Origin of the sequence: Streptomyces sp. NPDC090088 (assembly GCF_044747345.1) — a bacterium.
Taxonomy (GTDB): domain Bacteria; phylum Actinomycetota; class Actinomycetes; order Streptomycetales; family Streptomycetaceae; genus Streptomyces.
Genome location: NZ_JBIVDZ010000002.1, coordinates 1,254,492 through 1,266,686 on the forward strand (window position 1 = coordinate 1,254,492; position 12,195 = coordinate 1,266,686).

10 protein-coding genes and 1 riboswitch are annotated in these 12,195 nt (G+C 70.4%); of the genes, 6 read left to right on the plus strand and 4 right to left on the minus strand.

Annotated features, from left to right (window positions below):
* Positions 1 to 79: 79 nt before the first annotated feature.
* Positions 80 to 1,759: a serine/threonine-protein kinase gene (locus ACIPSJ_RS14440; protein WP_401345823.1), complete on the plus strand. Its 1,680-nt coding sequence runs from the start codon at positions 80 to 82 to the stop codon at positions 1,757 to 1,759.
* Positions 1,760 to 1,763: 4 nt separating this feature from the next.
* Here ACIPSJ_RS14440 and ACIPSJ_RS14445 read toward each other — a convergent pair whose 3' ends face one another.
* The 4 genes from ACIPSJ_RS14445 to gcvT form a co-directional block, all read right to left on the minus strand.
* Complete coding sequence (locus ACIPSJ_RS14445) at positions 1,764 to 3,131, minus strand: L-serine ammonia-lyase (RefSeq protein ID WP_401345824.1); 1,368 nt, start codon at positions 3,129 to 3,131, stop codon at positions 1,764 to 1,766.
* A gap of 57 nt (positions 3,132 to 3,188) precedes the next feature.
* Positions 3,189 to 4,451, minus strand: a complete 1,263-nt coding sequence (glyA, locus tag ACIPSJ_RS14450) for a serine hydroxymethyltransferase (protein ID WP_401345826.1) — start codon at positions 4,449 to 4,451, stop codon at positions 3,189 to 3,191.
* A 14-nt stretch (positions 4,452 to 4,465) separates the two neighbouring features.
* Complete coding sequence (gene gcvH / locus ACIPSJ_RS14455; RefSeq protein ID WP_401345827.1) at positions 4,466 to 4,843, minus strand: glycine cleavage system protein GcvH; 378 nt, start codon at positions 4,841 to 4,843, stop codon at positions 4,466 to 4,468.
* Between the two features lie 98 nt (positions 4,844 to 4,941).
* Positions 4,942 to 6,069: a glycine cleavage system aminomethyltransferase GcvT gene (gene gcvT / locus ACIPSJ_RS14460; RefSeq protein WP_401345829.1), complete on the minus strand. Its 1,128-nt coding sequence runs from the start codon at positions 6,067 to 6,069 to the stop codon at positions 4,942 to 4,944.
* A 164-nt stretch (positions 6,070 to 6,233) separates the two neighbouring features.
* Positions 6,234 to 6,331, minus strand: a riboswitch (glycine riboswitch).
* A gap of 156 nt (positions 6,332 to 6,487) precedes the next feature.
* On the opposite strand from gcvT, the gene ACIPSJ_RS14465 reads away from it, so the two are divergent.
* The 5 genes from ACIPSJ_RS14465 (at position 6,488) to ACIPSJ_RS14485 (ending at position 12,125) form a co-directional block, all read left to right on the plus strand.
* Positions 6,488 to 7,171: an AAA family ATPase gene (locus tag ACIPSJ_RS14465; RefSeq protein ID WP_401346259.1), complete on the plus strand. Its 684-nt coding sequence runs from the start codon at positions 6,488 to 6,490 to the stop codon at positions 7,169 to 7,171.
* A gap of 67 nt (positions 7,172 to 7,238) precedes the next feature.
* Entirely contained in the window at positions 7,239 to 8,030 is a 792-nt protein-coding gene (locus tag ACIPSJ_RS14470) for an enhanced serine sensitivity protein SseB (RefSeq protein ID WP_401345830.1), read from the plus strand.
* A gap of 173 nt (positions 8,031 to 8,203) precedes the next feature.
* Positions 8,204 to 8,959, plus strand: a complete 756-nt coding sequence (locus ACIPSJ_RS14475) for an enhanced serine sensitivity protein SseB C-terminal domain-containing protein (RefSeq protein ID WP_401346262.1) — start codon at positions 8,204 to 8,206, stop codon at positions 8,957 to 8,959.
* A gap of 354 nt (positions 8,960 to 9,313) precedes the next feature.
* A complete protein-coding gene (locus tag ACIPSJ_RS14480) occupies positions 9,314 to 10,312 on the plus strand; it encodes an ABC transporter permease (RefSeq protein ID WP_359218752.1) in 999 nt (332 codons plus the stop codon).
* A gap of 37 nt (positions 10,313 to 10,349) precedes the next feature.
* Positions 10,350 to 12,125, plus strand: a complete 1,776-nt coding sequence (locus ACIPSJ_RS14485) for an ABC transporter substrate-binding protein (protein ID WP_401345832.1) — start codon at positions 10,350 to 10,352, stop codon at positions 12,123 to 12,125.
* Positions 12,126 to 12,195 lie beyond the last annotated feature (70 nt).

The following is a 12,195-nucleotide window of genomic DNA, read 5'->3' on the forward strand; positions in this document are numbered from 1 at the left end:
GCTGTCAACTCGTCTTGCACGGCCCTGACTTGCTCGATAGCCTGCCCGCCGTGAACGCGAGCGGTCGGGGAAACTGCTGATGATGGATGGCACGGTCGCCGAACCGCTCGGCCCGGACGATCCGCAGGAGATCGGCAGCTTCAACATCATCGGCCTGCTCGGCGTCGGCGGCATGGGCGAGGTCTATCTCGGGGCGTCCGGCAAGGGCTACGCCGCCGTCAAACGGGTCCGGCCGCGGCTGGTCACCAGCGAGCGCTTCGAACGCGAGGTCGGCATCCTCTACCGGGTCCCGGCCGGGGTCGGGCCACGGGTGCTGGCCAGCGACGGCACCGCGGAACGCCCCTGGTTCGCCACCGAGTACGTACCCGGGCTCACCGTGGACGAGGCGGTCCGGCTGCGCGGCCCGCTGCCCGCCGGGGCGCTCTGGCTGCTGCTGGCCGAGACGGCCGCGCAGCTGTCGGCCGTGCACGCGCACGAGATCGCGCACCGCGATGTCAAGCCCGGCAACGTCATGCTGGTGCGTGACGGCGTGAAACTGATCGACTTCGGCATCGCGCGGGCCGCGGACCAGGCCCGGCTCACCAGGAGCGGCGGCGGCTACGGAACGCAGGGGTTCTCGGCCCCGGAACAGCAGGCCGGGGACGAGGACGTGGCCGCGCCCGCGGACGTCTACGCGCTCGGGGCGCTGCTGCTCTTCGCGGCCTCGGGCCGTACGCCCGGCGTCGTCCCCGACGCCGAGCCGCTGCGTGCCGTGGACGCCGACCTCGCCGCCCTCGTCGCGTCCTGTCTCGCGACCGGTCCCGAAGCCCGCCCCACCGCCGCCGCGGTGAGGGAGGCGGCCCACGCGCACCTGCCCGCTCCCGCTCCCTCCTGGCCGCCGGAGGTCATGGCGCGCATCGCCTCGCGACGAGCCTTCGCCGCGACGCCCGTCGGCAAGCTGGAGACCGTTCCGCCGCCGGACCAGGATGCCGATCCGACGCCCGGGACCGGGTCCCCGTCCACCGCGTCACCCCGCCACCCGCGCAAACGCCTGCTCCTGGTCGCGGCCGCCGCGGTGATCGTCCTCGGCGCCGTCGCGGCGTTCGTGTTCACCCCGTCCCTCCACTCGCGGAACGGCGCGGTGCGGTCGTCGTCCGGCGGCAGCGCGTCGGACGCCGTCGAGCCCGTGGCCGGGACGGAGCGGACGTCCTCCGCGAGCCCGAGCCGTTCGGCCTCGCCCACCGCCGGGTCCGCACGCCCGACGCCGACCGCCCCGGGCGGTACGTCCGACACATCCGGAACATCCGGAACATCCGGAACATCCGGCACGGAGACGGACGTCCCACCGAACGGGTCCGGCGCGCGCTCGCCCTCCGCCCCCGCCACGACCGCCGCGTCCTCGACGGCCGCCGTACACGTCACCTCGTCGTCGATCAGCGGCGTCAACGGCAGCGACGACCCGGCACAGGTCAAGGGCTCCGAGGCGGACACCTCCTGGGTCGGCAACGACGCCGCCTGCTCCGCCTGGCTGGACGACAACGGCTCCGGCGAGCTGGCGGGCGTGCTCAACACCTCCCTGAACCAGTCCTGCGGCGCCGAGCTCTACCGCAACGACGGCGTCGCGTACACGTTCCAGGCCTCCTGGGGCGCCGCGAAGACGAGCTTCGTCCCCGACGTCGGCCACACCATGTGGATCTGCGTCTGGAACGCGAGCGACCGGTCCGACGAGCAGTGCTCCGCCCGCTTCGGCATGAAGGGCGTCACCCCCGTCAAGCAGTGAGCCCTCAGCACTCGATGATGTTCACCGCCAGCCCGCCCCGGGCCGTCTCCTTGTACTTGACGCTCATGTCGGCGCCGGTGTCCTTCATGGTCTTGATGACCTTGTCGAGGGAGACCTTGTGGGAGCCGTCGCCGCGCATGGCCATGCGGGCGGCGGTGACGGCCTTGACCGCGGCCATGCCGTTGCGTTCGATGCAGGGGATCTGGACCAGGCCGCCGACCGGGTCGCAGGTGAGGCCGAGGTTGTGCTCCATGCCGATCTCGGCCGCGTTCTCGACCTGCTCCGGGGAGCCGCCGAGGACCTCGGCGAGGGCGCCCGCCGCCATCGAGCAGGCGGAGCCGACCTCGCCCTGGCAGCCGACCTCGGCGCCGGAGATGGACGCGTTCTCCTTGAAGAGCATGCCGATCGCGCCGGCGGCGAGGAGGAAGCGGACGACCCCGTCCTCGTCGGCGCCGGGCACGAAGTTGACGTAGTAGTGCAGGACGGCGGGGGTGATGCCGGCCGCGCCGTTCGTGGGGGCGGTCACCACACGGCCGCCGGCCGCGTTCTCCTCGTTGACGGCCATCGCGTAGAGGGTGATCCACTCCATCGCGTGGGCCAGCGGGTCGCCCTCGGCGCGCAGCTGGCGCGCGGTCACGGCGGCCCGGCGCTTCACCCGGAGTCCGCCCGGCAGGATGCCCTCGCGGGACATGCCGCGGGAGACGCACGCCTGCATCACCCGCCAGATGTCCAGCAGGCCCTCGCGGATCTCCTGCTCGGTGCGCCAGGCCCGCTCGTTCTCCAGCATCAGCGCGGAGATCGACAGGCCCGTGTCCTTCGTCAGGCGCAGCAGCTCGTCGCCGGTACGGAAGGGGTACTTCAGGACCGTGTCGTCCAGCACGATGCGGTCCGCGCCGACCGCGTCCTCGTCGACGACGAACCCGCCGCCCACCGAGTAGTACGTCTTGGAGAGGAGTTCGGCCCCGGAGGCGTCGTAGGCCCAGAGGGTCATGCCGTTCGCGTGGTACGGGAGCGCCTTGCGGCGGTGGAGCTTGAGGTCGTCGTCGAAGGAGAACGGGATCTCGTGCTCGCCCAGCAGCGACAGACGTCCGGTGGTCCGTATCGTCTCGATGCGGTCGTCGGCCGTCTCCACGTCGACCGTGCGCGGGGAGGCGCCCTCCAGGCCCAGCAGCACCGCCTTCGGGGTGCCGTGGCCGTGGCCGGTGGCGCCGAGGGAGCCGTAGAGCTCGGACCGTACCGAGGCGACCGACTCCAGGAGCCCCTCGTTGCGCAGCCGGCGGGCGAACATCCGGGCCGCGCGCATCGGGCCGACGGTGTGCGAGCTCGACGGGCCGATGCCGATCGAGAACAGGTCGAAGACCGAGATGGCCACGGGGTACTCCTTGGAAAAGGGCGGGGGCGCACGCCGTCGGGCGCCCCCACCAGGGAACTACTTGTTCAGACCGGGGTAAAGCGGGTGCTTCGTGGTGAGGGCCTCGACCCGGGTCCTCAGGGCCGCCGCGTCGTACGACGGCTTGAGGGTCTCGGCGATCACGTCCGCGACCTCCGCGAAGTCCTCGGCCGTGAAGCCGCGGGTGGCCAGCGCCGGGGTGCCGATCCGCAGACCCGAGGTGACCATCGGCGGCCGCGGGTCGTCGGGGACGGCGTTGCGGTTGACCGTGATGCCGACCTCGTGGAGGCGGTCCTCGGCCTGCCGGCCGTCCAGCTCGGACGCGCGCAGGTCGACGAGGATCAGGTGCACGTCCGTGCCGCCGGACAGGACGTTCACCCCGGCCTCGCGGGCGTCCGCCGCCGTCAGCCGCTCGGCGAGAATGCGCGCACCCTCCACCGTACGACGCTGGCGCTCCTTGAAGTCCTCCGAGGCGGCGACCTTGAAGGAGACCGCCTTCGCCGCGATCACGTGCTCCAGGGGACCGCCCTGGAAGCCCGGGAAGACGGACGAGTTCAGCTTCTTCGCGAAGGCCTGGCGGGCCAGGATGATGCCGCCGCGGGGGCCGCCGAGCGTCTTGTGGGTGGTGGAGGTGACGACGTCGGCGTAGGGGACCGGGTTCGGGTGCAGGCCCGCCGCGACCAGGCCGGCGAAGTGCGCCATGTCGACCCACAGGTACGCCTCGACCTCGTCGGCGATCCGGCGGAACTCCGCGAAGTCCAGCCGGCGCGGGTACGCCGACCAGCCCGCGATGATCACCTTCGGGCGGTGCTCCTTGGCGAGCCGCTCCACCTCGGCCATGTCGACCAGTCCGGAGTCGTCGACGTGGTAAGCCACCACGTCGAACTGCTTGCCGGAGAAGTTCAGCCGCATGCCGTGGGTCAGGTGGCCGCCGTGGGCGAGGTCCAGGCCCAGGATGGTGTCGCCGGGCTGGGCCAGCGCGAACAGGGCCGCCTGGTTGGCGGAGGCACCGGAGTGCGGCTGCACGTTGGCGTACTCGGCGCCGAACAGCTCCTTCACCCGGTCGATGGCGATCTGCTCGGTGACGTCGACGTGCTCGCAGCCGCCGTAGTAGCGGCGGCCCGGGTAGCCCTCGGCGTACTTGTTGGTGAGGACCGAACCCTGGGCCTCCATGACCGCGACCGGAGCGAAGTTCTCCGAGGCGATCATCTCCAGGGTGGACTGCTGGCGCACCAGCTCGGCGTCGACCGCGGCGGCGACCTCCGGGTCGAGCTCGTGCAGGGACGTGTTCAGGACGGACATACCTCTACGACTCCTCAGCCGGCGGTGAAGGCGGTGTACTCGTCGGCGGAGAGCAGCTCGGCCGGCTCACCCGTGACGCGCACCTTGAACAGCCAGCCGCCCTCGAAGGGGGCCGAGTTGACCAGGGAGGGGTCCTCCACGACGTCCTCGTTGACCGCGGTGATCTCGCCGTCGACCGGCGAGTACAGGTCGGAGACCGACTTGGTCGACTCCAGCTCGCCGCAGGACTCGCCCGCGGTCACCGTGTCGCCGACCGCCGGGAGCTGGACGAAGACGACGTCACCGAGCGCGTTGGCCGCGTGCTCCGTGATGCCGACCGTCGCCACGCCGTCCTCGGCGGCCGACAGCCACTCGTGCTCCTTGCTGTAACGCAGCTGCTGGGGGTTGCTCATGGCCTGAATTCTCCTGTACGCGGGGGAGTGCTGGTGAAGGGGGGACTGCTGGAGGCGTGCGTGACCAGCGGAGATGTGCGCAGGGTCACGCCCGGTGGCTACTTCTGGCGCTTGTAGAAGGGCAGGGCCACGACCTCGTACGGCTCGTGGCTGCCCCGGATGTCCACGCCGACGCCCGCCGTGCCGGGCGCCGCGTGCGCCGCGTCGACGTAGGCCATGGCGATCGGCTTGCCGAGGGTCGGGGAGGGGGCACCGGAGGTGACCTCGCCGATCACCTCACCGCCGGCGACCACCTGGTACCCGGCGCGCGGGATCCGGCGGCCCCCGGCGACGAGACCGACGAGGACGCGCGGCGGGTTCTGCTCGGAACGGGCCGCCGCCGCGGCGAGCGCCTCGCGCCCGACGAAGTCGCCCTCCTTCTCGAACTTCACCACCCGGCCGAGCCCGGCGTCGAAGGGGGTCAGGTCGGTGGTCAGCTCGTGCCCGTACAGCGGCATGCCGGCTTCCAGGCGCAGGGTGTCCCGGCAGGACAGCCCGCAGGGCACCAGGCCGACGCCCTCGCCGGCCTCGGTCAGCGCCTGCCACAGCGCCACGGCGTGCTCCGGCTTCACGAACAGCTCGAAGCCGTCCTCGCCGGTGTAGCCGGTGCGGGCGATCAGCGCCGGGACCCCGGCGACGGTGCCGGGCAGCCCGGCGTAGTACTTCAGGCCGTCCAGGTCGGCGTCGGTCAGCGCCTTCAGGATCCCGGGGGACTCCGGGCCCTGGACGGCGATCAGCGCGTACGCGTCGCGGTCGTCGCGTACTTCGGCGTCGAACCCGGCGGCGCGCTCGACGAGCGCGTCCAGGACGACCTGGGCGTTGGAGGCGTTGGCGACGACCAGGTACTCGCTCTCGGCCAGCCGGTAGACGATCAGGTCGTCCAGGATGCCGCCGTCGGCCCGGCAGATCATGGTGTAGCGGGCCCGGCCCACGCCGACCGAGGCGATGTTCCCGACCAGGGCGTGGTTCAGCAGACCGGCCGCCTGCGGGCCGGTCACGGTGATCTCGCCCATGTGGGAGAGGTCGAAGAGCCCGGCCCGGGTCCGCACCGCGACATGCTCGTCGCGTTCGGAGCCGTAGCGCAGGGGCATGTCCCAGCCGGCGAAGTCGGTCATGGTCGCGCCCAGCGAGCGGTGCAGGGCATCGAGCGCGGTACGGCGCGGTCCAGCGGAATCGGTACTGCTCATCGGTCGTTCGTCTCCCAAAGGTCCCGGGGGTTCCAGGGCATGACAGCGGGGCTGTCCTCCCCATCTGTCATCGGAACCTGAGAGGTTCGCCCTGACCACCTTCGTGATCACGGCTTGCACCTTGGGTGGGGCCACCGACACGGCGGCCCGCTTTTCAGATGTGCCTCGCCCGCGCGGTAACGGGGCCTGAGAGATTCAAGGGAGGGACTTGCTCCTTCGGCGCCCCAGTGAAGACTGCTGGGGACTCTCCCGCGCGGATTCAAACGGCCGGTATGCAGTTGGCGGCCACATCATTGCATGCCGGGCAGAGCTTTGTAACGGGGCTGTGGCCGGACGCGAACGGAACCGCGAGAGACCGTGCATTACCTTCTCTTTACATTAAGTGGGGAGAACCTTTCCTGAACCCCCGGGGAGGACGATCACGGTGACAAGGACCACGGCATACGCGACGACGACAGGGCTCGCCCTGCCCGGCCAGCCGGCGGCCCCGGCCCGCGAGCGATGCGGCGAGACCCCGGCCCGGGTCGTCCGCGACCTGCGCGACCGCGCCGGCCACAGCCCGCACGGCCTGCTCTTCGGCCCCCGTGACCTGGTCGTGGTCACCGGGCTGCCCGGCAGCGGCAAGTCCACCCTGATGCACCGCACCGTCCAGGGCATACGCATCGACTCCCAGGACACCCGCGACCGCTGGGACGCCCGCCTGGCCCGCTTCCTGCCCTACGCCGTCTACCGCCCGCTGGTCCGGCTCGCCCACTACGCCGGACTGCGCGGCGCCCTGCGCACCGGTGAGGGCGTCGTGGTGCACGACTGCGGCACCCAGGCCTGGGTGCGCGACTGGCTGGCCCGCGAGGCCCGCCGCCGCGGCGGCACCCTGCACCTGCTCCTTCTGGACGTCACGCCCGGCCTGGCCCTGGACGGCCAGCGCGAGCGCGGCCGGGGCGTCTCCCGGTACGCCTTCCTGCGCCACCGCCAGGCGGCCGGCCGGCTGCTGCGCGCGGCGGAGAAGGGGAAGCTGCCCGAGGGGGTCGGCTCGGCGTTGCTGCTCGACCGGGACGCGGCGGACGTGCTGCACCGGATCGCCTTCGCGCGCCGGACGGACTGATGGACTTGTCGGCGCCACCCGCTAGCCTTTCCAGCCTCAGCAGTGGTTTCCAGCAGGCGGTAGTGAGATGGACTTCCCGGCGGACATTCCCGCGGACTTCCCGGCACAGGCACACCCCCACCCGCACGGCGGTTGGCCCGGCAACGAACTGGAGGAGGTGCTGTCGGCCTCCCTCGGCGTGCCCGCCGCGGCGGCCCGGCTCATCGAGGTACTGAGCCGCAGTTTCCTGTGGGTCCCGTTGCCGGAGGGCGGCGGCCCGCACAGCGGCGCGCTGGACCTGCCCACCACGGAGATCGAGGGCCAGGTGTACGTCCCGGTCTTCAGCTCCGAGGAGCAGTTCCGGCTGGTCGTCGGCTCGCATCTGTCGTACACCATCGCCCCCGCCGTCGAGTTCGCGCGCGGCCTGCCGCCGCAGGTCGGCGTCGCCGTGAACCCCGGGGGAGTGGTCGGCCTTCCGCTGCCGCCGGAGGCGGTCGCCGAGCTGTGCCGGTCCCGGCGCACCGAACTGGACGGCCCCGCCTCGGGCGGCCGGGTCCGCCTCTTCGAGCCGGACTGGCAGGACGACCCGATGGACTTCCTGTCCGCCGCGGCGGCGGAGTTCGCGGCGATCGGCGTGGTCGCCTCGGCCCGCCGGTGCCTGGCCGCGGTCGAGACCGCCGACCCCGTCATGTTCGTCGGCGTCGAACTCTCCCAGTGGGAGGGCGACCTGCGCGCCCTGCCCCTGGAGGCCCTGGGCCGGGCCCTCGGCCGAGTGCCGGTCCGGTGGCCCGTGAACCTCGTCCTGCTCGACGTCGCGGACGACCCGGTAGGCCACTGGATGCGGGAGAACGTCCGCCCCTTCTATCAATACGGTCACTGAAAGCGCCCCCTTGGGGGCGCGGGGAACTGCGCGAAGTACCACGACGGGCCCGCACTCGCCCACGCACAACAGGTCCCGAGCTACTGGGCGCATAAGCTTGTCACTACACGCGGGGCAACTTCGAAGGGGCGGTACGACAGGTGAGCGCGAGCCTCAGCGGCAGCGTCGAGCACATGCTGCGCCAGGTGACCCCCGGGCGCTACGACGCCTACGAGGCACTCCTCCGCGCCCTCGCCACGCCCTCCTCCGGCCAGGTCTGGATGCTGCTCTGGCACGGCCAGTCCGGCTCCCCGGACGCCCAGTACGGGAACATGGAGGTCGACGGCCACGGCTACGCCCCCTGCGTGACCTCGGCCCAGGAGCTCTCCGCGAGCGGCTGGAACCGCTCGTACGAGGTGGTCGAGGGCGTCGACGTGGCCCGCACGCTCTACCCCGACCGCTACGGCCTCTGGCTCAACCCGCACGCCCCGGGCGGCGGCGTGGGCATCCCCTGGCTGGACCTGCGCCGGATCGCGGCCGGCCTGGACCGCCAGCCCGCGGGGCCGCTGCGGCTGACGGAACCGGCCATCGAGGTCCCGCAGTTCTACGCGCTCCTGTCGCAGAACGCCCACCGCACCCCGGCGGTCCGCTCGCTGCGGCGCGCCTGGGTGCAGCCGGCGCTCGGGGCGCCGTACCTCGCGATCGGCCTGGACGTGTACGACACCTCGCCGCCCGCCGTCGACTCGGTGCGCGCGATGATGCAGCAGTCGATCGGGGCGGTGCCGGACGGGCTGCCGGTGTCGACGGTGGCGATGACCGACGAGTACGACCCGGTCGTGATGTGGATGCGGGCGACGGCACGCCCGTTCTACGACCGGGAGGCGCACGCGGCGTTGCCGCCGGCGCCGGTGGCCGGGTACGGCTACCCACCGGCTCAGGGCGGTTACTGAACCGACAGGGCGCTCCGTCCGGGGCGGCTGAGACGGTTCACAAGTTTTACGTAACGAACACATTTCTCCGCGCGTAGATGGCGATGGAAGGTTCCGTTCCGCCCGGATTGACCTCTCTGTCCCAACTGACCCGCGTCCGAGGGGCGTTACCCACTGTTCGGATAACGGAATCCCCCGGACTGCATCACGGTTGCGCATACTTTCTCCGCCAGATCTGGCGGGTGATCGCGGCGACGCTGAAGACTCGCCAGTCAGACATGAGGTTGGTTTAAACCTCATGATCGAGCAAGTCGACAAAGCCGCAATCCGCGGCTGGCGTAGGCCGGTCACCACCGGCGAGAGGGGTCGCTCACCGTGACCGCACCGATCGAGACCACCGGGGCGGCAGCCGAGGCGCAGCCGGAGGCTGTGCTGGAGGGTGCCGGTAAGGGGCAGATCGAGGGTCGTTCCCTCGGGCAGATCGCCTGGTCCCGGTTCAAGAAGGACAAGGTGGCCGTCGCGGGCGGCGTCATCGTGATCCTGCTGATCGTCGTCGCGATCCTGGCCCGTCCCATCCAGGCCCTGTTCGGCCTCGACCCCAACGCCTTCCACCAGGACCTGATCGACGCCAACACCTCGCTGCCGACCGGCGGCTGGGGCGGCATGAGCCTCGATCACCCCCTGGGTGTGGACCCGAAGTTCGGCCGTGACATCGCCACCCGCATCCTTGAGGGCTCCTGGGTGTCGCTGGTGGTGGCCTTCGGCGCCACGATCCTCTCGAACGTCATCGGCGCGATCCTGGGTGTGGTCGCCGGCTACTACGGCGGACGCGTGGACTCCGTCATCAGCCGGCTGATGGACACCTTCCTCGCCTTCCCCCTCCTGCTGTTCGCCATCGCCATCTCCGCCACCCTGCAGGGCGGGGCGTTCGGCCTGAACGGACTGCCGCTGCACCTCAGCGTGCTGATCTTCGTCATCGGCTTCTTCAACTGGCCCTACCTGGGCCGGATCGTGCGCGGCCAGACCCTCGCCCTCCGGGAACGCGAGTTCGTCGACGCCTCCCGCGGCATGGGTGCCAAGGGCCCGTACATCCTGTTCCGCGAGCTGATGCCCAACCTGGTCGGCCCGATCATCGTCTACTCGACGCTGCTGATCCCGACCAACATCCTCTTCGAGGCGTCCCTCAGCTTCCTCGGCGTCGGCATCCAGCCGCCTCAGGCGTCCTGGGGCGGCATGCTCCGCGAAGCGGTGACGTACTACCAGGTCGATCCCGAGTACATGATCGTGCCCGGCCTCGCAATCTTCGTGACCGTGCTGGCGTTCAACCTGCTCGGTGACGGTCTCCGCGACGCTCTCGACCCGCGCAGCCGCTGACGCCTGCCGCCATCGAGAGCCCGAAAAGTTTCCGACAATGGAGGGGAACCCGCCCATCATGCGAAGGTCAGCGCTGGCCGCGATCGCGGCCATCGGCTCCGCCACTCTGCTCGTTGCAGGGTGCAGCAAGGCCGATGACAACAAGGACGGCAACGACGGCGGCAGCTCCGCCGCGGCCAACGCCGCCACCAAGGGTGTCGTCAACGCGTCCGACAAGAAGGGCGGCACGGTCACCTACGAGCTGTCCGACGTCCCGGACTCGTTCGACCCCGGCAACACGTACTACGCGTACATGTACAACTTCAGCCGGCTGTACGCCCGCCCGCTGATGACGTTCGAGCCCGGCCCCGGCTCCAAGGGCAACACCCTGGTCCCGGACCTCGCCGCGAGCAAGGGTGTCCCGAGCGACGGCGGCAAGACCTGGACGTACAAGCTGCGTTCGGGCCTGAAGTACCAGGACGGCTCGGCGATCACGTCCAAGGACGTCAAGTACGCCGTCGAGCGCTCCAACTTCGCGCGTGACGTGCTCTCCCTCGGCCCGAACTACTTCCAGCAGTTCCTGGTCGGCGGCGACAAGTACAAGGGTCCCTACAAGGACAAGAGCGCCAAGGGCCTCTCGTCCATCGAGACCCCGGACGACACCACGATCGTCTTCCACCTGAAGCAGGCCTTCCAGGAGTTCGACTACCTGGTCTCGGCCCCGCAGACGGCCCCGGTGCCGCAGGCCAAGGACAACGGCGTCGACTACGTCAAGAACATCGTGTCCTCGGGCTCGTACCAGTTCCAGAGCTACCAGGACGGCAAGCAGGCCGTTCTGGTCCGCAACAAGAACTGGGACCCGAAGACCGACCCGCTGCGCAAGCAGCTGCCGGACAAGATCGTCGTCAACCTGAAGGTCAACGCCGAGACGATCGACAAGGACGTCGAGGCCGGCGACGCGATCGACCTCGGTGGTACGGGTGTCCAGGCCGCCACGCAGGCCCAGGTGCTCACCGACTCCGCCAAGAAGGCCAACACGGACAACACCTACGGTGGCCGTCTGGTCTACATGGCGATCAACACCAAGCTGAAGCCGTTCGACAACGTCTCGTGCCGCAAGGCCGTCGAGTACGCGATCGACAAGGTCTCGGTGCAGACCGCCGAGGGCGGCCCGATCCGCGGTGACATCGCCACCACGGTGCTGCCGCCGGACATCCCGGGCTACACCAAGTCGGACGTCTACGCCACCACCGGCAACAAGGGCGACGTGGCCAAGGCCAAGGAGCAGCTGAAGGCCTGCGGCAAGACGTCGATCAACACCAACATCACGGCCCGCTCGGACCGCCCGCAGGAGATCGACGCCGCCACGGCGATCATCAACTCGCTGAAGAAGGTCGGCATCAACGCGACCCTCAAGCAGTACCCGTCGGGCAAGTACTTCACCGACTACGCGGGTGTGCCGAACTTCGCCAACAAGCAGAACGTCGGCCTGATGATGATGCAGTGGGGTGCCGACTGGCCCTCCGGCTACGGCTTCCTGCAGCAGATCCTGAACGGCCAGGCGATCAGCCAGTCCGGTAACACCAACCTGTCGCAGTACGACAACAAGTCGGTCAACGACCTGCTGGCCAAGGCGATCGGCACGCAGGACGACACCGAGCGCAACACCATCTACACGCAGATCGACAAGCAGACCATGGACGACGCGGCCCTCGTGCCGCTGACCTACTTCAAGGTCCTGCTGGCCCGCCCGACCACCTTCACCAACCTGGTTTCCACGGCGGCCTTCAGCGGTCAGTACGACTACCTCAACATCGGCGTAGCGTCGAAGTAGCAGCCCCGGAAGGCAGGTGAAGGCATTGGTGCCCGCGGGCCGAGAGGCCCGCGGGCACCAGCGCCGATCC

Excerpts from the sequence above, each read along its gene's own strand:
- ACIPSJ_RS14440 (WP_401345823.1), top strand. The coding sequence starts at position 80 with ATGATGGATGGCACGGTCGCCGAACCGCTCGGCCCGGACGATCCGCAG.
- glyA (WP_401345826.1), bottom strand. The coding sequence starts at position 4,451 with ATGTCCGTCCTGAACACGTCCCTGCACGAGCTCGACCCGGAGGTCGCC.
- gcvH (WP_401345827.1), bottom strand. The coding sequence starts at position 4,843 with ATGAGCAACCCCCAGCAGCTGCGTTACAGCAAGGAGCACGAGTGGCTG.
- gcvT (WP_401345829.1), bottom strand. The coding sequence starts at position 6,069 with ATGAGCAGTACCGATTCCGCTGGACCGCGCCGTACCGCGCTCGATGCC.
- ACIPSJ_RS14470 (WP_401345830.1), top strand. The coding sequence starts at position 7,239 with ATGGACTTCCCGGCGGACATTCCCGCGGACTTCCCGGCACAGGCACAC.
- ACIPSJ_RS14475 (WP_401346262.1), top strand. The coding sequence starts at position 8,204 with ATGCTGCGCCAGGTGACCCCCGGGCGCTACGACGCCTACGAGGCACTC.
- ACIPSJ_RS14485 (WP_401345832.1), top strand. The coding sequence starts at position 10,350 with ATGGAGGGGAACCCGCCCATCATGCGAAGGTCAGCGCTGGCCGCGATC.